19 protein-coding genes, 3 pseudogenes and 1 riboswitch are annotated in these 21,427 nt (G+C 51.9%); of the genes and pseudogenes, 16 read left to right on the forward strand and 6 right to left on the reverse strand.

Features of this window, described 5'->3' with window-relative positions:
* Positions 1 to 14: 14 nt before the first annotated feature.
* Entirely contained in the window at positions 15 to 1,199 is a 1,185-nt protein-coding gene (locus CF651_RS16160) for a Ger(x)C family spore germination protein (RefSeq protein WP_094015901.1), read from the reverse strand.
* Between the two features lie 56 nt (positions 1,200 to 1,255).
* On the reverse strand, positions 1,256 to 2,659 hold the full coding sequence (locus tag CF651_RS16165; protein ID WP_094015902.1) for a spore germination protein: 1,404 nt from the start codon (positions 2,657 to 2,659) through the stop codon (positions 1,256 to 1,258).
* Positions 2,660 to 2,831: 172 nt separating this feature from the next.
* On the opposite strand from CF651_RS16165, the gene nikR reads away from it, so the two are divergent.
* The 5 genes from nikR (at position 2,832) to CF651_RS16190 (ending at position 6,502) form a co-directional block, all read left to right on the forward strand.
* Positions 2,832 to 3,311: a nickel-responsive transcriptional regulator NikR gene (gene nikR, locus CF651_RS16170; RefSeq protein WP_094015903.1), complete on the forward strand. Its 480-nt coding sequence runs from the start codon at positions 2,832 to 2,834 to the stop codon at positions 3,309 to 3,311.
* Between the two features lie 86 nt (positions 3,312 to 3,397).
* A riboswitch (cobalamin riboswitch) is annotated at positions 3,398 to 3,593 on the forward strand.
* A 149-nt stretch (positions 3,594 to 3,742) separates the two neighbouring features.
* Positions 3,743 to 4,510 carry an energy-coupling factor ABC transporter permease gene (locus CF651_RS16175; protein WP_094015904.1) on the forward strand — a complete coding sequence of 256 codons (768 nt, stop codon included), beginning with the start codon at positions 3,743 to 3,745 and terminating at the stop codon, positions 4,508 to 4,510.
* Complete coding sequence (locus CF651_RS16180; RefSeq protein WP_094015905.1) at positions 4,507 to 4,821, forward strand: energy-coupling factor ABC transporter substrate-binding protein; 315 nt, start codon at positions 4,507 to 4,509, stop codon at positions 4,819 to 4,821. The genes CF651_RS16175 and CF651_RS16180 overlap by 4 nt, the downstream gene beginning before the upstream one ends.
* On the forward strand, positions 4,818 to 5,648 hold the full coding sequence (gene cbiQ, locus CF651_RS16185) for a cobalt ECF transporter T component CbiQ (protein ID WP_094015906.1): 831 nt from the start codon (positions 4,818 to 4,820) through the stop codon (positions 5,646 to 5,648). The genes CF651_RS16180 and cbiQ overlap by 4 nt, the downstream gene beginning before the upstream one ends.
* Complete coding sequence (locus CF651_RS16190) at positions 5,645 to 6,502, forward strand: energy-coupling factor ABC transporter ATP-binding protein (RefSeq protein WP_094015907.1); 858 nt, start codon at positions 5,645 to 5,647, stop codon at positions 6,500 to 6,502. The genes cbiQ and CF651_RS16190 overlap by 4 nt, the downstream gene beginning before the upstream one ends.
* Before the next feature lie 227 nt (positions 6,503 to 6,729).
* Here the strand turns inward: CF651_RS16190 and CF651_RS16195 are convergent.
* Positions 6,730 to 7,998 (reverse strand): annotated as a pseudogene (locus tag CF651_RS16195) (MFS transporter); the annotation flags it as partial.
* 141 nt (positions 7,999 to 8,139) lie between these two features.
* Here CF651_RS16195 and CF651_RS16200 point away from each other — a divergent pair.
* From CF651_RS16200 to tnpA, 3 genes are all read left to right on the forward strand, one after another.
* The gene (locus tag CF651_RS16200; protein ID WP_094015908.1) at positions 8,140 to 10,113 is read left to right on the forward strand and encodes an SH3 domain-containing protein; all 1,974 of its coding nucleotides are present in this window, start codon (positions 8,140 to 8,142) and stop codon (positions 10,111 to 10,113) included.
* A gap of 233 nt (positions 10,114 to 10,346) precedes the next feature.
* On the forward strand, positions 10,347 to 10,781 hold the full coding sequence (locus CF651_RS16210) for a GNAT family N-acetyltransferase (RefSeq protein WP_179232839.1): 435 nt from the start codon (positions 10,347 to 10,349) through the stop codon (positions 10,779 to 10,781).
* Between the two features lie 151 nt (positions 10,782 to 10,932).
* Positions 10,933 to 11,205, forward strand: a complete 273-nt coding sequence (tnpA, locus tag CF651_RS16215) for an IS66 family insertion sequence element accessory protein TnpA (protein ID WP_094015911.1) — start codon at positions 10,933 to 10,935, stop codon at positions 11,203 to 11,205.
* A 446-nt stretch (positions 11,206 to 11,651) separates the two neighbouring features.
* On the opposite strand, the gene CF651_RS16220 is transcribed toward tnpA, so the two are convergent.
* Positions 11,652 to 12,314, reverse strand: a complete 663-nt coding sequence (locus tag CF651_RS16220) for a nitroreductase family protein (RefSeq protein WP_094015912.1) — start codon at positions 12,312 to 12,314, stop codon at positions 11,652 to 11,654.
* Positions 12,315 to 12,522: 208 nt separating this feature from the next.
* On the opposite strand from CF651_RS16220, the gene CF651_RS16225 reads away from it, so the two are divergent.
* Both CF651_RS16225 and CF651_RS16230 read left to right on the forward strand, forming a co-directional pair.
* Positions 12,523 to 13,395: a helix-turn-helix transcriptional regulator gene (locus tag CF651_RS16225; RefSeq protein WP_179232840.1), complete on the forward strand. Its 873-nt coding sequence runs from the start codon at positions 12,523 to 12,525 to the stop codon at positions 13,393 to 13,395.
* Between the two features lie 141 nt (positions 13,396 to 13,536).
* The gene (locus CF651_RS16230; RefSeq protein ID WP_094015914.1) at positions 13,537 to 13,788 is read left to right on the forward strand and encodes a hypothetical protein; all 252 of its coding nucleotides are present in this window, start codon (positions 13,537 to 13,539) and stop codon (positions 13,786 to 13,788) included.
* Positions 13,789 to 13,796: 8 nt separating this feature from the next.
* Here the strand turns inward: CF651_RS16230 and CF651_RS16235 are convergent.
* Positions 13,797 to 14,015: pseudogene (locus tag CF651_RS16235) on the reverse strand (transposase domain-containing protein); the annotation flags it as partial.
* 256 nt (positions 14,016 to 14,271) lie between these two features.
* Between CF651_RS16235 and CF651_RS16240 the strand changes: the two are divergent.
* The 6 genes and pseudogenes from CF651_RS16240 to CF651_RS16265 all read left to right on the forward strand — a co-directional run.
* Positions 14,272 to 14,492: pseudogene (locus tag CF651_RS16240) on the forward strand (transposase domain-containing protein); the annotation flags it as partial.
* Positions 14,493 to 15,042: 550 nt separating this feature from the next.
* Positions 15,043 to 16,626, forward strand: a complete 1,584-nt coding sequence (locus CF651_RS16245; protein WP_094015915.1) for an ABC transporter substrate-binding protein — start codon at positions 15,043 to 15,045, stop codon at positions 16,624 to 16,626.
* Between the two features lie 21 nt (positions 16,627 to 16,647).
* The gene (locus CF651_RS16250; protein ID WP_425436277.1) at positions 16,648 to 17,637 is read left to right on the forward strand and encodes an ABC transporter permease; all 990 of its coding nucleotides are present in this window, start codon (positions 16,648 to 16,650) and stop codon (positions 17,635 to 17,637) included.
* On the forward strand, positions 17,634 to 18,509 hold the full coding sequence (locus tag CF651_RS16255) for an ABC transporter permease (RefSeq protein ID WP_425436278.1): 876 nt from the start codon (positions 17,634 to 17,636) through the stop codon (positions 18,507 to 18,509). Before CF651_RS16250 ends, CF651_RS16255 begins: the two co-directional genes overlap by 4 nt.
* A gap of 54 nt (positions 18,510 to 18,563) precedes the next feature.
* The gene (locus CF651_RS16260; protein ID WP_094015916.1) at positions 18,564 to 19,514 is read left to right on the forward strand and encodes an ABC transporter ATP-binding protein; all 951 of its coding nucleotides are present in this window, start codon (positions 18,564 to 18,566) and stop codon (positions 19,512 to 19,514) included.
* Positions 19,504 to 20,127, forward strand: a complete 624-nt coding sequence (locus CF651_RS16265; RefSeq protein WP_094015917.1) for an ABC transporter ATP-binding protein — start codon at positions 19,504 to 19,506, stop codon at positions 20,125 to 20,127. The genes CF651_RS16260 and CF651_RS16265 overlap by 11 nt, the downstream gene beginning before the upstream one ends.
* Positions 20,128 to 20,192: 65 nt before the next feature.
* On the opposite strand, the gene CF651_RS16270 is transcribed toward CF651_RS16265, so the two are convergent.
* Positions 20,193 to 21,284, reverse strand: coding sequence for a ParM/StbA family protein (locus CF651_RS16270; protein WP_094015918.1), 1,092 nt, complete (start codon positions 21,282 to 21,284; stop codon positions 20,193 to 20,195).
* Positions 21,285 to 21,427 lie beyond the last annotated feature (143 nt).

Here is a 21,427-nt window from a genome sequence, read left to right on the forward strand (position 1 = left end):
AATGAGCACCACCATTACCCTTGGTCCCCTTCAAGTACAGGCTGCTTAATCCCGCCGAACCGTTGAAGCCTCAACTCGACCTCCGCATGGAAATCCGTATGTTCCGCATAGTAGTCCCTCCAATGATCCTTGATGCGTTTCCATAGCTCGGGATATTTCCAAAGAATCTGATTGCCGATATGAAAAAGGTCCGCATGATGAGCGATCGTTTGCTTCAGTACGTCCATCGTTTCCGTTTTGATTTGATCGGCTGCTGCTTGCTGGATCTGCGTAAGAACGGTCAGATCGGATAAATTCGCGCTGGATTCGGTTGAAATTAAATCTCCGGCCGATTGAATCCCGATATGCACGTCGATGCGGTCGTCCGCCTGTTCTATGGTGAGGGTTTGTTTCAGATTGGCGATGCGGATGCTGATGGGCTTGCCGTCGGTTGGTGACGCAAACGTGAGGATCATGTTCTTCACTTTCTCCGTCATCCATTGGATGCCTCGGGTTTGCTCCCGGGTAAATTCAGCGGTCTGTTTGCCGTTTCTTATCAGGACGGCTCCCTTGGTGCCAAGCCAGCTCCCCACCTTCTGATTCTCGCTGTTCATTTTCTTGTCGGTCAGGCTTAATTGAGGAATAAACGAATCTCCGTAATTGTAGTGGGCATACAGCACGTCTTTAATGGTTGTGCAGGGAAGCAGCTCCATATGGGAAAACTCCCGAATGATCTCGGAAGGGAACCGTTCGAAGATCGGGGTGATCCCTCCGACCTTTTGCGCTTTTCCATTAATTTGGTAAAGAAATGCTTTCAGCCGGATATCCGAAATACGCAGTATAAAATCAAGCAGCGGCTGAAGGCCATGCTCCGCGTAGGCGCCGCTGACGATAATGACCCTCAGCGCCCCCCATGTCACCTTGCGGGGGACTTCCTTTTGAACGTGCTGGTAAGCCTCTGCCAAATCTCTGCCCGTCCGGTTGACCAGGGCAAATGGCTTTTCTTTACTCATCGGCTGCCCTTGACCGGGAGCCAGCCGGTTCGGAAGGAAGAATCCGATAGACAGCTCGGTCAGCCCCGAGGGAGTCCGGTCTACTAGCATGAGGGTGACGAAGGCGCGGTCGTTAAACTCTTCTTTGGACCAGCAGCCCGCGAGCGGCAAGACAGCAAGTAGAACGCAAATGCAGCGCAACATGGGCTTCAAGAACGGGAAAAGCATCGATTTTCCACCGCCTTCCGCTTTTATGCCGGATCTTTGCTGTCGCCTGCCGGTTTCTAGGTTTTATTACCTGGTCTCACCTTGGGCCAAGGAATCCGTGCCAGCACATCCCCGAGCAGGGAAGGCTTTAGAGGAATGAGCGGTGTGAGATACGGCTTCCCGAAAGGATTCAAGGACAGCATATGGATATACACCAGAATGACGCCGAGCAGCACCCCGAACAGCCCGAACACGGACGCCATGAACAACAGGGTGAACCGTAAAAACCGGACGGCCAAGCTAAGAGCGAAATGGGGGATGATGAACGAAGAAATCCCCGTAAGCGCCACAATAATGACCATCGGTGCGGATACGATCCCGGCTTGGACGGCCGCCTCCCCGACGACAAGCGCCCCTACGATCGAAATGGTTTGCCCGAGAGCGGAAGGAATTCTTTGCCCCGCCTCCCTCAAAACCTCGAACGTCAGCTCCATCATAAAGGCTTCCAGTACGGCAGGAAACGGCACGATATCCCGGCTTGAGGCAATGGTGATGAGCAGGTTCATTGGAATCATCTCGGGATGAAACGTTGTAATCGCCACGTAGGCGGAGGGAAGCACCAAGGTGACCAAATAAAACAAATACCGGACCCATCGAATCCACGTGGAAAAAAACGGCCGCTGGTAATAATCCTCCGCCGATTGCATCAGCGAGTAGAAGCTGACCGGGGCAATCACATGATTCGGCGTTCCTTCCGTCAAAATGAGCACCCGGCCTTCCAGCAGGGAAGACACGGCCACGTCCGGTCTCTCCGTGTTGATCATTTGCGGAAACGGAGAGTAATGGTGGTCGTCCAGACATTCCTCAATAAAGCTGCTGCCGAGCACCTGCTGCGGCTTCAGGTTGGATAGGCGCTGTCGGATGCTGTCGGTAAGCGGCGATTCGCATATCCCCTCCATGTAAAGCATTAGCACACCGGTCTGGGTATGTTCTCCTAACGTAAAGGACTCCACCTTCAGCAGGGGCGACTTGATGCGTTGGCGGATTAAGGACAGGTTCGTTTCCAAATCCTCGACGAACGCTTCCTTGGGGCCCCGGATATTCCGCTCGTTCTTGGCCGTATCGACAGGACGCTTGGCCGCTTGGCTGAAAGGGAACATGACAATTCGCCGGCTGTAGTCCGAGAGCAATATGACTTCCCCCAGCAGCAAATGCTGAATGGCCTTATCCGGATTCATCGTCATCTGGTAAGGCGTTGTAAAAAAAGAATGAAGCCGGTACAGGCTTTCCTGAACCTGGCTGCCGGTTGATTCCAAGGGCACCTCGCACAGAGGACGGAACACATGCATCTGAAGCATATCCATGTTGACGGCACCGTAAAAATACACAATGTGCCATTGTGTTCCTCCGGATTCGAGCATTTGAACGACGAGATCGCTTCGTCCCTTAAGATGCGTGGTAATGTACTCCAAAGGCTCCATAATGCACCTGTTTATCCTTATTTTAAGCTTTAATATGACCTATTCCCGGTTTGTTTATGCAAAATTTTCCGAAGTGCCGTTTCAGACCGGCAGGAAGGGAAACCGGGTTCTATGCCGTTGTGGAAATGTGCTACAATGGAGGAAGCTTGTACTTTGTTTGAGGTGATGGGTTATGGAAAAAGACGTATTAACCCGGTTCGGCGTTTCAATGCCCGAGGACCTGGTGAATCAATTCGATCAATATATATCCGAGCAAGGGTACACGAACCGTTCCGAGGCGATTCGGGACCTTGTCCGCAGAGTGCTGCTGGAGCCCAGACAATTGAACTCCGAGCAGCTCGTGGCCGGTACCATTGTCATGGTCTATGACCATCATGTAAGCGAGCTTCCGCTGACCTTGATGGAGCTTCAGCACCAGTATCATCACCATGTGATCTCAACGATGCACGTTCACCTGAATCACGAGCAGTGTCTGGAAATCATTGTTGTCCGGGGCAATTTATCGAAGCTCAGAGAGCTGAAGCAGCAAATTCAGGTGCAAAAAGGAGTCTTGTACGCAGAGCTATCCGTAACCTATCTCGATGAAGACGGCAAGGGCCATACGCACGACCCTTCCCATGGACACACGCACACGCACGATTCCAAGGGATGAGTCTTTACATTGCTGGCATAAGGCTGTACAATACCGAATAGCATCTAAGTAGCGGCTGATAAGCTGCCAGAAGGTGCGGTGCAACTACATACGCAAACAAACAAGGTGCCTTTGCGAGAGCAAGGGGTAACAGGGAATCGGGTGCAACTCCCGAGCGGTCCCGCCACTGTATTCGGGGAGTTCTCTTCCAATCACGTCACTCGGTCAGCATGCATGATCGGGGAAGACGGAAGAGCGCATCGATCCGAGAGCCAGGAGACCTACCTCGTTTGGAATCACCACAAAACCTTCGCGGAGAGGAGAGGTGTACGGAACTGTAACGGCAATGAATGATTGTCGTCTATTTAAACGTACGCACAGCCAATCCATCAGGGTTGGCTTTTTTTGCTGCACCAAAGGTACGGAATTGACATTGGAGGAGGCAATTGGATATGCCTGGGAAAAAAACGTGGAGCACCCTGCTGCTGATCACGGGATTTGTATTGTACTTTTTGGTCAATGAACCGCAATCCGCTTACGCCATGCACATTATGGAAGGGTTTCTTCCGATGGGCTGGGCGATCTTTTGGTGGGTTGTCTTTGTGCCGTTCTTCCTCATGGGCCTCAGGGCGCTGCAGCGAATAACGAAGGAAACGCCCGAGTTGAAAATGATGCTGGGCCTGGCCGGTGCTTTCACGTTCGTCTTATCCGCCTTGAAAATCCCGTCGGTGACGGGAAGCAGCTCCCACCCAACGGGAACGGGGCTGGGCGCGGTGATGTTCGGACCTTTGCCGATGAGCGTGCTCGGCTCGATCGTGCTCATGTTTCAAGCGCTGCTGCTTGCCCATGGCGGGCTGACTACGCTTGGAGCGAACGCTTTTTCCATGGCGGTGGCCGGTCCGATGATCGGTTACTATGTGTACCGTGGGATGATGCAGTCGACCGGGAAGCAAAAGCTGTCCATCTTTACGGCAGCGGCCTTGGCGGACTTGTCTACCTATGTAGTCACTTCCCTCCAGCTGGCGCTGGCCTTTCCGGCACAGAACGGCGGCATTGCGGCATCGTTTCTTAAGTTCGGCGGCATCTTCGCTATTACGCAAGTGCCGCTCGCGATCAGTGAAGGCTTGCTTACCGTGCTGATCTGGAACTGGATGCAATCCTACAGCACCGAGGAATTGTCTATCCTGCAGCGCAAAATGAGAGGAGCGAAGCAATCATGACCACCCGAAGCAAAAATATGCTGATGCTGGCCGGTGTTATTTTATTGGCTGTGCTGCCGCTGCTGCTGGTAAACGGTGACTTCAGCGGAGCGGATGGAGCGGCGGAGCAGGCCATTTCGGAGCTGCACCCGAACTACAAGCCTTGGTTCGCCCCGCTGCTGGAGCCCCCGGCAGAAACAGAAAGCATGCTGTTCGCGCTTCAGGCGGCTATCGGAGCGGGAGTCATCGGCTTTACGATCGGCTGGTTTAAAGGCAAATCATCCAAATCGCCATCCGAATCCAAAACCTATACGAACACCAACACGCAATGATTAAACTTATTGATTCCTTATCTTATCGAAATAAGCTGCGCTCCGTTTCTTCCTTGTGGAAGTGCGGGTTCGCAGCCGTTCTTTTTCTGTTCTCCTACGTTTCCCATCCTGTCCTTCAGCTGCTGGTCGGATTCCTTATGCTGCTATGGACGGTCCGGTATGCCGGTATTCCTCTCAAATATTACGTACTCCTGATCGGAGCCCCGTGTTTGTTTTACGCCGCGAGCCTCCCGCCTCTCCTTCTTGAGGTGCAGCCCGCAGGCAGCCTGCCGGTATCTGCCGGTGAGTCCGGTGCGTCAGCTTACTATCCGACGATGACGTTATTCACCTGGGCCGCACATACGGTCTATATTTCAGGGTCGGGGATGGAGCAGGCGTTCATGCTGTTCACCCGCATTATCGGCTGCCTGTCGTGCATGACCTTCGTGATGCTGACCACACCGATGTCCGAGCTGTTCCAGGTGATGAAGAAGCTGCGCATGCCGGCCCTGGTGCTGGAGCTGATGCAGATTATGTACCGCTTTCTGTTTCTGCTTACGGATACGGCGCAATCGATGTATACCGCTCAAAAAGCACGCGGCGGTCAGTCAGGCTTCCGTGGCGGGCTGCAGGATACGGCGATGCTGATCGTTCGGCTGTTCGGCAAAACCATGCAGAGGTATAAAGATTTGTCGCACGGGCTTGTTGCACGGGGATTTACGGAGGAAATCCGGATGGCTCCTTATGAAGGCAAGCCGATGCCGACCCGGTACAAATGGGAGAGTACGGTTTCCATTGCGTTACTCTTACTAATAGAAGTGTGGCTTCGATGGGGGGAGCATGATTGAGTTTCATCTTGGAGGCTCGGGACATCAACTACAGCTATCCGGCGACGGACGCACAGGCGCTTCGGGGCTTGAATCTGCGTATTCCTTCCGGTAAAAAAATTGCCCTTTGCGGCCATAACGGGTCGGGCAAGTCGACCTTTTTTCTTCACGCCATCGGCATTCACCGTCCTGCAGCAGGCGGGATGCTGTGGAAGGGGGAACCCTTCTCTTACCGTCAAGACGACTTGCGTACGCTGCGGCGGCAGGTCGGGCTTGTTTTTCAGGATCCCGAGCAGCAGCTTATTCTAAGCACGCCCTACGAGGATGTGTCTTACGGGCTTCGCAACGCGGGGGTGCCCGAGTCGGATATAAGCCTCCGCACGGCCCACATTCTCGCTTCGATGCAGCTGACCTCTCTGGCGGACAAGCCGATTCACCATTTGAGTCTGGGTCAGAAGAAGCGGGTTGCTCTGGCAGGGGTGCTGGTGCTGGCGCCGGAGCTGCTGCTGCTGGATGAGCCTACCGCCTATCTGGATCGGGCGTCCGAGCAGCAGCTGCTTGCGGAGCTGGATCGCATTCATGCCCAGGGCATGACCGTGGTCATGGCTACTCACGACATGAATTTGGCCTATGCGTGGGCGGATTGGGTTCTGGTCATGGACCGCGGCACCTGCGTAATGGAAGGGACGCCGGCGGAGGTGTTCGCACAGGAGGAGACGATTGTCTCTCTGGGCCTGGAGCTGCCGCTGCTGCTGGACCTGTGGCAGGCTGTGCCGGAGAGGCTGCGCAGGGACGCCGCGCCTCCGCGCACGGCAGAAGCATTCAAGCGGTTTTTGCTTGAGCAGAGGGAAGCATGGGAATTTCTCAATATCTGATTAACAAGAGCGAAGGCAGAGTACCCTCCGATGGGTACCCTGCCTTTGCTCTTGTTAAACGATCCGCTTTCCGTACTGAAATTTACAGAAGAACGCTCGGATATTAAATCCATCTCTCGCTGCGATATGGATCCCTCTCTCGAATTCGTTCCACTGCAACATGTTGCTAGCCAGCTCGGCGTAACGGCAACAGCACCTCCTCAAAGGGTGTCGAGAGCAATTTATCTTCAACCGCCGGCTTTGGATTCAGCTTTTTCCGTTTGGGCCGTAAGCACCCCGCTTGCAAGAAATATGAGCAGAGAGCATGCCAGGCAAACCGCCGTAAACATACTAACAGACGCGTACCCGTTCCATACCGCATAGAGCATGCCGGCAAACCAGGCACCAAGCGTCGTCGCCGCGTTCATCGTGGAGGTAGCAAGACTCGAAATCGTGCCGCGGATCGTCGGATTTAAACTGTTCAATAGCCCTACCATCAGCGGGAACAATATGCCAAGCAGCGTGAAAATAAAGAAGTAAGCCCCCTTCACTACAAAAACCGACGATACGTAGGGCAGTACCAGATAAGAAGCAATAAGAAGAAGCATTCCCGCCGCCATGGTTTGGGCTGGTTTCAACCACTTGAGCACGTAAGGGCTGCATAGGCTGCCGAGCAAGTTGCCGAGTCCTAAAAATAGGATGACATATCCTGTCTCATCGATCGGGAGATGGAATCGGTCCGTCATCCATTTTCCGAGAAATGCGAAAGCCGCGCTGCTTCCCAGATGGACAAAAAAGTAGGCGAGGAAGGTGCCTCTCGCTTTGCCGCTAGTCACCAAAGGAACGTATCTCTGCAGTATCGAAGTTGGAGCTCCCTGCTGCAGCTTTGGTGGCATGGCCGGAACCGCGAAAGCGGCGAAGATGGCCAATAGCAGTGAAAATCCCCCGATGGTCCAGAAGGGGAGAGACCAGCTGCCTGCGGCCAGCAAGCTTCCAATCGGGACGCCCAGCGCTTGGGAGGCAGCAAGCCCCGCATAGGCAACGCCAAGCGCTTTGCTGATTTTGGCCGGGGGAAACAAGGCCGGAATCGAGGCCCACACTTGCGGAGCTGTGAACGCCGCACTGATTCCTGCGAGGAGCCGGAATAAGCACATGGTCCAGAAATCGACGGCGAAGCCGCACAGGCAGGTAGAAATGGCGAAGCTGGTCAGGCCGCAGAGCAGTACCTTTTTGCGGTCCCATCCATCCGACAACGGCCCGGCAATCAGCGCAAATAACGCGGAGCCTAAAGTATAGGCGCCTATCATCCATCCCGCAATTTCGGTAGAAATGCCAAACTCATTTTGCAAGGTTGGAAGCAACGGGGAAATCAGAAACGTATCCGTACCGATCACGAACATGACAAGAAAAAATAACACGATCATTTTATTCATTTTCATCACCCTTCTCCTTTTGTGCTGCTCTTGTTGAAACTTATTGTAAAGGTTAATGGTGACAATAATTGTCATGAAATTAAAAAAATAATGGAGGCCTGAATTTTTGTTAAGCCTCGTAACGAAAGTTCGAGGTGTTCATCCATTTTATGGTATCATCTGAAGGGAGTGAACTAATATTGTCGATACCGGCCTATAAGGAAATAGAAATAGGAGTGATAAACCATGTGGAAAAAGGCCGGAGCCCTTGTCCTTGTGGGGGCAGTGATTTGCTTTCATGTAGGGATAACTCCCGGAAAAGCATACGAATATGCGGATACACCCACAGAAATTGCTGATGGCATACGTATTCCTCAAAGAGTTACCCTTCTGAGGGATACTCCTTACTATGTGATTCCGAACACGGGGCTAAATAAAGCAGAGGGGGTTTTGTCACCCCAAACCGTAGAAGTTATGGAAGCCGAGTCGGGCTGGGCAACTTCAGGCAACTGGTGGAAAATCCGTACGGTGATGGGCGAACGGTGGATTAAAACGCTGCCTGATCAAATCGAAGTGGCGCCACCAAAGACATTAAGCCTGATGGTGGAAACGGCACTTTACGAGAACCCGTCAGAGAAAAGCGGGTCCTTGGCCGTCTTATCTCCGCAGAATGTGACCGTCGTAGATGCTGAGAAGGATTGGTTTCGCCGGACGGGTGATGATTATAATCCAAAAAGATGGATCCAGATTCATACGACCTGGATGGGGGACCCGTGGATTCACTTACGGTTAGATCAGATTGGAGCGTACCAAGACACGAATCAAATTCGTTACTATTCAAACGTTGGTTATAACCGCACTCCGTATATAGATTTTCAGACCTTTCCGACGGATGGGACGCAGACCCATCAATTTCTCCATGAGCTGGGCCAATTCAGATCTTTGCTGGGGAGTGTTTCCCAAGTAGAAACAACCGATGGCCTGAAATGGACACCTTTAAGCGGTACTCCAGTAGTTCCAGAGAACATAACGATCAAACGGAATGTATCCAGTCCGCTGTATACCTATCCTACTCCTTATGAGGATGCTCCAAAGCTTGTTTCATCGGAGGAACTGCACGCCATTGAGAAACTGAGCGATGACCAGTACGCAGGCAATAAGGAAGAATGGTACCACGTCAAAACAGATCAAGGTGAAGGCTGGTTCAACCCCGTTTATGCAGAGCCTGAGGACGCTGAGGAGGAGAAGATAAGGATTGACCTTCATAATCAAGTGACAATGGTGTACCGCTATCCGAACGCACAGCTTTACCTAAATTACGGACAGTTGGGTCCCCAAACGGTGCATCCTCTAAAAGCCTGGACCGATCCGCAGGGGGTTCGCTGGTATCAAGTAGATTCTTTTGTCGGAAAAGGCTGGATTGAGCTTCAAGCGGACGAGGACCGAGTTATATTAAATGACAGGGTGTCCGATATGCAATTGAAGGGCCATACATCGCACCAGGGAGCTTTTTATAAAGAGCAGGGGAAGTACAGCTTTGGGAACGAAACCGTAGGGTACGAGGTGGGGGATGAGCCGTTTTTTGAGACCTCTTTCCTGGCCCGCATATATAACTTTACGATCAGCGGCCCCGACCCGGACGGCTGGTGGACGTTAAAGAATGAGTCGGGTTATGCATTCCAGCTTAAACCCGGAGAGCTAGGAGCAAGAACCTTTTGGAAAGGTCGAAGCGTACAGATTGTACCGTTGACTAAGCCGCCCATCATCAACAGTAACACCGCTCCATTACTTGGACTGACGGATATTAGAACCTTGTTGGGGGCGTCGACAACAGTTTCACAGGATAATCACGAAATACTTTTAAGTACACGGCAGTATGATATCGAAAACCTCCACCTGCCGAACTCTGTGAATGGCGCTTACTTAAAATTATCGGGCTTTCTGTATGACGAAAATGCAAAGGAACAGAACGCCATCGTTCAGTCGCTAAGAATCTCTGTGCTGGATCGGGATGCTCAGGAGAGTTCTCCAAAGCCAATTTATGAGGAGGCCTCCAAAAATTTTCTGTACAATATAAATTATTGGACCGGGCTTTACGATGTGTCCTTGCAGCATCCTGTTCATCCAGGTATGAATCATCTGACTGTCGTATTCAAGGTAGGAGAACGTATTTTGGCTGAGTACGAATGGGACGTTAAGGGGTCTGACCAAGCTCAATAATGTTTCAAGAAAGGAAGGTTCGTTTGAACGATACCGTAGGAATCATCATCGCCTTATTTTTGGGAATAGGCGTTGTTTTCCTGAGAATGTCCAAGGGTGACAGCAGGAGATGGATAGGCTATGCACTTGTCGTCATGAGTTTTCTTCTTATCGCATTTGTCGTTATAGCGCGCATGTCCCAATCGTCACATGGATACGGGCATTAGTAAAAAAGAATGAAGGAGCTGACCGAATTGTTAACAATTCGAAAAGTGAGCATGAATGATGCGGAAGCAATGACCCATATCATGTCGGAATTAGGGTACCGGACTTCTTTGGAAAATATGGCTGCAAGAATGGAAAGGATAGCCTTTGATCCCACGCATTGTACGTTCGTTGCCGATCTGGATGGGGAAGTTGTTGGAATGATCCATCTGCGAACCGTACTCTCCTATCTGAATGATAACGTCAGTGCTCAGGTTTCAACTTTAATCACAAAAAGTGAATTTCGCGGGCAAGGGGTGGGAAAGGAGCTTATGTTCAGAGGGGAACAGTGGGCGAAAGAACAAGGGGCGCAGAGCCTTCTGCTGAACAGCGGTATAAAAAAGGAGCGTGAAGAAGCACACCGATTTTATGAAAACAGGGGATACAGTATAACAGGCTATCGCTTTTCAAAAAGCTTGTTGTAGCTAACTGGTGGCCTTCAACCTAACCGAATGACAGCGTAACATGTAATAACACGAGGTTGCCTTAAGCGGAAGTGGCAGGCTGTCCCCACCTTCAACTAGCCCACGCCTCATGAGAAAATGAAGGCAACCGAATTTGCAAGGAGGTTGCCTTATGACAGCAAAAGAACAGCTGCGGCAGCAGTGGGCGGCGCGCGTCGCCGAGTATCGTGCCAGCGGCCTAACTCTGAAAGCCTGGTGTGCGGTCCATGACTGCACTGTTGACCAAATGAAATACTGGCTCTACAAATCGAAACAACGCGCATCTTCCACCTTGTCCGAATCAGCCCCGGCTACGCTTGAAGATGTGAAGGATCATAAAGCCTTACAGAAACTGGCGCCATGGTCGCCATCACTGCCGCTCATCTGCCGCAATTTCAAGAAATAATCTCGATCCAAAGCCTCTTCTAGATAAGTAGGGGGTATTCGGCATTCCTTGAGTTGCGATGTCTTCATATTCTCGAAAAATCGGTAGTTCCATCATCTCATATGCTTCATCTTAGTTCCATGTGTGTCGGATTTGATGCATACTGATGAACCATTATTTCTAATTTGGGCGATTGACTGCTACGATCTCTTGAGGAACTATAAGCATACTAAGAGAAAAGAGAGACAATCGTTAGAAAACGATTATCTCTCATCGGAATAATTGATGTTAAAAGGTTAAGTTAATGAAGTTGTTTAAACACAAGGATTTCCGAGTGTTTGAAGGCCTTTTTCTATATCTGGATAATGATGATTTGAGGGCGGAGTCACACATTTGGTCACGCTAAACTAGGATACTCATGTTATGAGAGACCCCGGGACGAAGGCTTAAAAAACATCATTCAACGTTTATTTCCACTCTGCAACATCGGCAATCGGCCTTCGTGTTGAAGGGCGGCCATCAGAATCTGCCTTACCGATGGATACCAGCATAACCGAAACGTAACGTTCCTTGTCCAATCCAAATGTTTCAGCAATGTTCTCCTTATCATACCCACCCATGGCACAAGTGTCATAACCGTAAGAACGTGCAACCAGCATTAACTGCATAGCCACCAGTCCGCCATCGGTTAAGGCCACGTCTTTACGAAAATGATCCGGGCTATTGCTATAATGAAAATTGATAGCCTCAAGGATATATTCTTTCACAGATTCAGTCATTGACCCCTGTTCTACTTCTGCATTGAAAATTTCTGGCGCACTCGCAACATGCTCTAGGTCACCAAAAATTGCAATTACAGCAGATGAAGTTACTATCTGTTGTTCATTGTATTGTTGCCCATTGAATATGGCCAAAGGCAACAATTTGGATTTAGCCTCTTCGCTTTCAATGACTAGGAAACGCCATGACTGCAAATTATAGGACGAGGGAGCCTTGGTCGCCTTGGTTAATATATCCTTCATTTCATCGCGGTTAATCTTAACAGAAGTATCGTATTTCTTAATCGCCCTACGTTCAAAAACAATTTTGTTGAAATCGTTTATCCGATTTCCATGCTCATGTAAATTCATGCCTCTATTCTCCTTTTTTGTTGGATTTATATTCGATTGCAGGAACATCATACCGCTAGAACTAAGGGTCAACTAGTACGGTGTTTATGCTACTATAAAAACTATTACCTTAACTTAACTCACACGAAATCCGATAAATACAAATGCATTCGTTATAAGATTCTTGTACAATTTATTAAGCATAGATCGTTGGAAAGGGATGCGACTCATGAATGACGAACTGCGGCGTAAGGAGCTTGCTGAATTTTTGAAAAACCGTCGCAACAGAACAAGACCAGAACAAGTGGGACTGAGTAACAATTCTAATTCTCATAGAAGAACTAAGGGCCTTCGCCGGGAGGAAGTGGCGGTTTTGTCCGGAATCTCAGTGCCTTGGTACACATCCCTTGAACAAGGGAGAGACGTGCGTGTATCAGATAGTGTCATCGAAAGCTTGGCCCGTACTTTAAAGTTAAGTCGTGATGAAAGAGTTCATCTCTATGTCCTAGCGGATCGCAAGATCCCTCTGGAATCGGTTTCAGATGTGTCATATCTGCAAATATCCACCCCTGTGCTTCAACGCATCGTTGATCAATATATACATCTGCCAGCCTACGCCATTGACGGTCAGTGGAATCTGTTAGTTTGGAATCAGACAGCCATTGAAGTATTTGGATTGCAGTCTAACAAGATGAAAAACTGTTCGAGAAATCTGATCTGGTTAATGTTCAACGACCCCGTTGTACGAGGCCGTTATGCGGACTGGGAAGACTCGGCCCGAAAGCTGCTCGCAACTTTTCGTTACACTTTTGCTCGGCGGATGGAAGATCCCTACATCAGTGAAATTATTGCGAAGCTTTTGGAAGTGAACGAAGACTTCAAAACGATTTGGGAACTCCATGACGTCGAGTGTTTTCGGGATGATAACCATTTTAAAATACAGCATCCCTCTGCAGGTGAAATTAATGTTCGTTCCAACACGTTTTATTCAGGCGAATACGACGCTGTTACCCTCGTTTTGTATAGACCTGAAGACGATTTGGATGAGAAAAATTTGATAAATTTAGGAGCATTCAGGCCAAAAAATTCATTGAACCCCTGATTATTTGATGATACACTGTTTGACCAGCCATTTCTTTTAGACGCAGAGAAAATGAAGTGGATGCTTCATCGAAAAGAACGATTTACATTTTAATCCCCTCATGCCATTGAGGATTCAGCCGAAATATGGAACCAGCTTAGAATGGACACGAATCAAACCGTTGAATTTATTGAAGGCTGTAACGATGATGAACTTTTTCTATTGGCCGAGGATATCGGAGATATTATTACCGAATTTAACGAGACGGGAGAAGGCGAATTCGTCTCTTTTTTAAGAGAGATCACTGAAACGCGAGGGATTTCAGATTTGCTCGAAGAAATTAATGCCGTGGTGCAATTCATTGTAAGCCAAATAACCCGGTGGATAGAAAAAAGAGCAAAACTCATAAACTGAACTTTGCTTTATTGGCAGGCTTCATGAGCTTCTGGACTCCAGGGCAGGTAATCTTCAAGAAATTCCGGTTGCTGGCCGAACTGTACCCCCGGCAATTGGCTAAAGATATATTGAAGGTGTTTAAACGGATTAAGTCCATTTGCCTCAGCACTTTCGATGATGCTGTAAACTGCGTCACTCGCCGAAGCTCCTTTCGGACTTCCGCTAAAGAGCCACTTTTTTCGACCTCTTAATTAGGGGGAAGGTCTGCTCGGACCATGCTTGCCAAGTGCCTTTATTCTCGCTTTCTGTCGACTCAACGCAATCGTTTATCGCGCACGCTTTTCAAGAGGGCCTGTGCCGAATTGATTCCCCATAGCACGTTAATCCACCGCGGTTTAGTCCAATGGAATTATCCAAAGTCAGCTTCCTTTCTCAGAGGGAGCTACTTTTTTTAACTGTCTTCGGATAATTCTCTATTCATTAAGCTCTCAAGAACATAATCGAAAAAACTCGTTATATGCGAATACATTTGAGGTGCGAAGGCTAGCGCGGCGATCTACAGCCTGATCGAGACGGCAAAGGAGAATGGGCTACATCCATTCCATTACCTTGTGTACCTGTTCGAGCAATTACCTCAACTTTTGGATCTGAAGGAACCGAATGCGCTTGAACCGTTCATGCCGTGGTCCTCATCACTACCGGATACCTGCCGCAGTTCTTAATCTTCATTCATCATACCCTGGGCTCCCCTCTGACTACTAGGTGGGGCCTATTTGACGTTCACGTAGATACTCATAGACAATTGGCTCTCTTTCTGTCTCCCCTATCCCCTCCCGATCTCGATGTGGAAGAGGGTCACCTTGTAATCAAGCCGAAATCGGCCAAACTGGATGAACTGCTTGCCCAGGTCACGCCGGAAAATCTCCACAAAGAGGTATCGGAAAATTGTCTTGAACCATAACACGCAACCATAGATAATGATTGAGTTTCGCCTTCCGGGGTTCGCCCAGGGAGGCATTCTTTTTATTTGTACTCCGGAAGCGGTCCGAACTTCTTACTGTTAACCAAAATATGGTTCACAACACTGCTTGATTGTGTTACATTTATAATTATTCGTAACACTTATTGCCACAAAATCGAAAATACATGACACTGTTTCGTGTTTAGATGAACTCATTTTGTTGGCGGAGCACAACTGTTTTGGAGGGAGAAAACGTGAAAGAGCGAAAAGAATGGATACCGAGGGGGCCGGCTTTAAGGGGATTCTTCGCGATGGGACTGGCGCTTTGTCTGATCTTAGCCGGCTGCACAGAGGGAAAACCGGCAATTCAGGATCATGCCGATCATGATCAGAGACCGAAGGACGAGCTGGTGCTTGCCGTCGGAGCCGAGCCGGAGACGGGCTTCGACCCGACGACGGGCTGGGGACGCTATGGCTCCCCCTTATTCCAAAGCACGCTGCTTAAGCGGAACAGCGAAATGAAGATAGTGAATGATGCTGCGGCGGGCTATGAAGTAAGTGGTGACGGGCTCATCTGGACGGTAAAGCTTCGCGAGGACATCCGATTCACCGACGGCAAGCCGCTAACCGCAGCGGACGTTCAATATACGTTTGAAGCAGCCGCGAAAAACAGCTCTGTAGTTGATCTGACCAACATGCAGAAGGTAGAGGCTGTGAACGACTATACGGTCCAATTTACGTTAAAGCAGCCGCAATCGACCTTCAGCAGCCTGCTCGTGACCACAGGTATCGTGCCTAAGCACGCACATGGCAGCGACTATGCTCTGAAGCCGATCGGTTCGGGACCGTACAGGCTGGTACAGTGGGATAAGGGGCAGCAGGTGATTGTGGAGGCCAATCCGGATTACTACGGAGTCAAGCCCTTTTTCCGCAAGCTGACGCTGCTGTTCTTGAGCGCGGACGCCGCATTTGCCGCAGCCAAGGCAGGGAAGGTGGATATGTCTTACATTCCGGCAGCGTTCAGCAAGCAGACGGTCGCGGGCATGCGGCTCGAAGCCGTGCATACGGTCGATAACCGGGGAATTTCCTTCCCGTACGTGAAATCAGGAGGGACCACGAAGGAGGGGTACCCCATTGGTAACGATGTAACTGCGGACATGGCGATCCGCAAGGCGATCAATATCGCGATTGACCGCAGAGCGCTCGTGAACGGCGTGCTGGAAGGCCATGGCACTCCGGCGTATACGATTAACGATGGACTTCCCTGGTGGAATCCGGGCACGGTGTTCCCGGACGCGGATGCGGCCCAGGCGAAGAAGCTGCTGGTGGATGCGGGCTGGAAAGACGCTGACGGCGATGGCATCGTGGAGAAAGGAACGCTGAAAGCGGAATTGACGTTACTGTACCCTTCCGGTGATGTAACCCGGCAGTCACTGGCCATGGCGGCAGCGGAAATGGTCAGACCGATCGGCATCCATATCCGGACCGACGGCAAAAGCTGGGATGAATTAAAAGGGCGGATGCATTCAAACCCCGTCATGTTCGGTTGGGGAAGTCAGGATCCGATTGAGACATATAACGTCTTCAGCAGCAAGTATAGGGGAGTAGATTACTATAATGCAGGCTATTACAGCAACCCGAAGGTGGACGCGTATCTGGACCAGGCGCTGAAAGCGGGCAGTGAGGAAGAGGCGCTGGTATTTTGGCAAAAGGCGCAATGGGACGGAGCCACGGGCTTCAGCACGCAAGGCGACGCCCCTTATGCTTGGCTGGTCAATATCGATCACTTGTATATGGTGAAGGACAAGCTGGACATCGGGAAGCAAAGAATTCATCCCCACGGTCACGGCTGGCCTGTTACCGATAATATTGAAGAGTGGAAATGGAAGTCGTAAACGGACGGAGGTGTACATCGCGTGATTCGCAGCTATGCAGCCTGGTTAGGTCAAAAGGGGCTCCGTCTCATCACCCTGCTGTTCGCGCTCAGCGTCATTTCATTTATTTTGGTGAGCTACTCGCCGATTGATCCGATTCAGGCCTATATCGGAGCGGATATGATGAAGGTAAGTCCGGAGCAGCGGGCACAAATCACGGCTTATTGGGGCTTGGATAGGCCCCCTGTAGAACGGTTTTTTCGTTGGGGATCGGCGCTGCTGCACGGTGATATGGGCACTTCTATGATTTTTCGCCGTCCGGTGTCGGAGGTGATCGGGGAGCGGTTTATGAACTCTATCGTACTCATGGGCGCCTCTTGGCTGTTATCCGGCTTGATCGGATTTGTCGCGGGTGTGATTGCGGCGATGAACAAGGGGACCTGGGTGGACCGGTTCATTCAGTGGTATTGCTATACGCTGGCGTCGACGCCTACGTTCTGGATGGGACTGCTGCTGTTGATCGTCTTCGGGGTATGGCTTGGTTGGCTGCCCGTAGGCTTGGGTGTTCCGGCCGGCGTGCCAGCCGATCAAGTGACCCGGGCAGATCGGGTTCAGCACATGCTGCTTCCTCTGCTGACGTTAAGCCTTGTCGGTATCTCAGGCATCGCACTGCATACACGCCAAAAGCTGGTCGACGTATTGGCCAGCGACTATGTGCTGTTCGCACGGGCTCGCGGCGAGCGGGGATGGAGGCTGCTCCGGCGCCATGGTCTCCGCAATATTGCGCTGCCGGCCATTTCCCTGCAGTTCACTGCTTTCAGCGAGTTGTTCGGAGGCGCGGTGCTGGCGGAGCAAGTATTTTCATACCCCGGCCTGGGGCAAGCCACCGTCTCAGCAGGACTCAGGGGGGACATTCCGCTGCTGCTCGGGCTTGTATTGTTCAGTGTGGTATTCGTATTTACAGGCAACCTGATCGCCGATCTGCTGTATCGGCTTATGGATCCGCGGCTGCGGGAAGGGCGGTCGTTATGAGTAGGATGCTGAGAATGGAAGACGCGCCTCCACGGCTGCGGCGTTCCGGAATTCGTCTGAACGGCAGACAGCGGGCGGTGGGATTCATGCTGCTCACGGCATTATTTATCCTTGGGATCGTGCTGTGCAGCCTGCTGCTTGGTGTGGAGTCCATGGCCGTTCAACTGGAACAGCGCAACCTGGCTCCGTCATGGGACCATCCTTTTGGAACGGATTGGCTGGGCAGGGACATGTTTACCCGTACGGTAAAGGGGCTCGCGCTAAGCATGGGGGTCGGACTGATTGCCGCAGGCTCCAGCGCGGTGATTGCGGCGGTAATGGGACTTGCTGCAGCGACTATGGGGAACACCGCCGATCGCCTGATTTCCTGGCTTATCGATTTGTTTCTGAGCGTTCCTCATTTGGTGACGCTCATCCTCCTGGCTTTCGTAAGCGGTGGCGGGATGAAGGGGATTATCATCGGGGTTGCCTTCACCCATTGGCCGTCTCTGGCCCGGGTGATTCGCGCTGAAATGCTGCAGCTCAGAACAAGTGAATATGTCCAAATTTCCCGGCGCTTGGGCAAATCCCGCTGGTGGGTAGCAACCCGGCACATGGTGCCGCATCTTGTCCCACAGCTGTTTGTCGGGCTGCTGCTGCTTTTTCCACATGCGATACTGCATGAAGCGGGAGTCACGTTCGTCGGGTTAGGGCTGTCGCCCCATCAACCGGCGATCGGCATTATTTTATCCGAATCGATGAGGTATTTATCGACCGGGATGTGGTGGCTGGCGTTGTTTCCCGGGCTCAGCCTGCTTCTGGTCGTCAGGGCCTTCGATGTGCTGGGGGGCAGCCTGCGCGCTATGCTGGACCCTCACCGTTCCCGATTGTAAACGGGCCATGGTCACGATTTTATGAATACACACAATGACAGGAGGTGTAGATCGATGGCTGAACAGTATCCGGATCAATGCACGCCTTTATTGGAAGTGGAGAATCTGTCCGTCTCTTTCCTTCAATATGCCGGCGGATGGGGACAAACCGTTCTGGAAGCCATTCAGGGACTGCAGCTGTCCATCGGAGCGGGAGAAGTGGTGGCTGTGATCGGGGCGAGCGGCTCCGGTAAAAGCTTGCTGGCTCACGCCATCATGGGGATATTGCCCGGCAATGCCACAATGAGCGGAACGATTCGGTACCGAGGTGAAGCCTTGACGGAGAGGCGGCTTGCCGCACTGCGGGGACGGGAGCTTGCTCTGGTGCCTCAATCGGTCAATTATTTGGATCCGCTGATGCGGGTGGGCGATCAGGTGCGGGGAGCCGTACCGGGCAGAGCTGCCGCCTCCAGGCTTCGGAAAGTATTCGAGCGGTACCAGCTCGCCGCCCGCGTGGAACGCCTGTTTCCGTTCCAGCTGTCCGGCGGGATGGCCCGTCGGGTGCTCGTCTCGACGGCTACGATCGCAAATCCGCAGCTCATCATTGCGGATGAGCCTACGCCGGGGCTCCATCCGGCTGCGGTACGGGAGACGCTGGGCCGGTTCCGGGAGCTGGCGGACGAAGGCTGCGGCGTTCTGCTCATCAGCCACAATATCGAGTCGGCTCTCTGGATTGCCGACAAGGTTGCCGTGTTCTACGCAGGAACGATCGTCGAGCTGGCGCTCAAGAATGACTTTGCCGCCGACGGGGGACGGCTGAGGCATCCCTACAGCAGAGCGCTGTGGAGATCACTGCCGCAAAATGACTTCGTTCCGATTCCCGGCAGTCAGCCTCATCCGAACGACCGGTCCGTCGGGTGCGTATTTGCAGCGCGGTGCGAGCTGGCCAGCAGCGAGTGCAGAAGTGTTCGGCCGGACCTGCGGGAGCTGCGTGAAGGGATGGTGAGGTGCATCCATGCTTCTTGAGGGACATCAGCTCGGGTTTCGATATGGACGCGAGGCGTGGCTGTTCCGCGGAATGGGCTTCAGCCTGCGAAGCGGCGAAATCGTCGGCCTGCAGGGGCCAAGCGGCTGCGGCAAAAGCACCTTGGCCCGCCTGCTCGGCGGCTATGACAAGCCGCAGGAGGGCCGTGTGCTGCTCGACGGCAAGCCGCTGCCGGGCAAAGGCTGCCACCCGGTCCAGCTGGTGCTCCAGCACCCGGAGAAGGCAATCAATCCGCGATGGAAGCTGCGGCGGACGATCGCCGAAGGGGGCGAGCCTGCGGAAGGCTTGCTTGAGGCGCTCGGCATCGAGCGTCATTGGCTGGACCGGTGGCCCGGGGAGCTGTCCGGAGGAGAGCTGCAGCGCTGCTGCATGGCGAGAGCGCTCGGTCCGGAGACGCGATTCCTGATCGCGGATGAAATGACCGCGATGCTCGATGGCATCACGCAAGCGCAAATTTGGCATGCTGTGCTGGATATCGCTCGCAGACGGGAGTTGGGTATGCTGGTCGTGAGCCATGACGGGCCGCTGCTCGAAAGGCTGTGCAGCCGGGTGATCCGATTCCCTGCTGCAGAGGGAATCGTGTCCGGCACATAGGAAAGCCGCGAATCCTGCGTTTGCACAACGCAAAAGGATTCGCGGCTTATTTTGTCATGCGATGATCACACGAACGTATTCTGATTCACTTTGCTCTTGGCAAGCTTCAAATAGCCGTGAACGTTCAGCAGCTCGCTTTCGTCCATGAAGCGGAGCTTCATTTGTCCGGCCGCTTCCACGATATAAGGCCGCAGCGCTGCAGCGCCGCCTCCGATGACATAGAAGCACTGAATGTCAGGATGCTTTTTCCAACGCTTCTTGATCAGGTCCACGATTTTGCTGGCTGCCCGGCTGAAATACATATCGACAACCGGCTTCATGCTCGATTGTCCCTCACCGATTCGGCGGATGGTATAGTCGTTCCGTTTGATCCGCTGCACCAGCTTGGCCCGGCTCGGGAAGCGGTACCCGTACTGATCCTCTACGTTGCGGATAATGCTGTCCAAATAAGTGGCAAGACCGATTTGCTCGCCCGTGCTGAACTGGTTGTCGATGCTCATCTTGTTCACAACGGGGAAATCGGTGGTGAGAGCCCCCATTTCACAAATGCCGATACAGCCGTGATACAGCTCCTCATCCTTCACCTGCAGGCTGTCGTGTGTAGCCATATGGAATAAGGCGGCTGCACCCTCGATCGATACGATCGCTCTGCGGATCGAGACCTTGATTTTGCGGTTTTTCAGCTGCGGCGTGGACAGGAAGGTCACTTCATGCTCGCCGACCAGGCGGTCCTCAAACATTTGATGGTAATACGAGTAGGTGCGCACAGGCAATCCTGTACCGATGACATACTCGATTTCTTCGGTGTTATTGTAGCCGGTATGCGTCAACGATTGGCTGGCTACCCCGGCATAGGCGAGAGCGGTCAGCGCAACGACCAGGGATTGGTCGGATACGGCCTTGTTATCGGTCTCCTCCAGTTCAACGCTGTCCTCATTCTCCATCGCCAGCATGCCGACAAAATACCGCTGATTGTTCCTCGACAAGCGAGGGCTGTGAATGACGACGTCCAGCGCCTTCAAGGGAGAGTCCTCCTCCTGCAGCACGTGACGGTCATACCCCGGCGCGACAATATTCGGAATCATCAAAGGATCACGTACACCGTCAAGTACGACTTTAATACTGTCGTTGCCAATATCGATTCCTGCTAATTTCATTAATTAATTCCCTCCAGACATTGCCATGTAAATATTTAGTACTAAAATTCGAGCAAATGGAACGAAATCCCTTCGTACTTTAGAACTATTTTGAAGGAAAAGTGAAAAGATTGGAAGGTTTTTTTGAGGATTGCGACGAATAT

The organism is Paenibacillus rigui (genome assembly GCF_002234615.1).
GTDB lineage: Bacteria > Bacillota > Bacilli > Paenibacillales > NBRC-103111 > Paenibacillus_S > Paenibacillus_S rigui.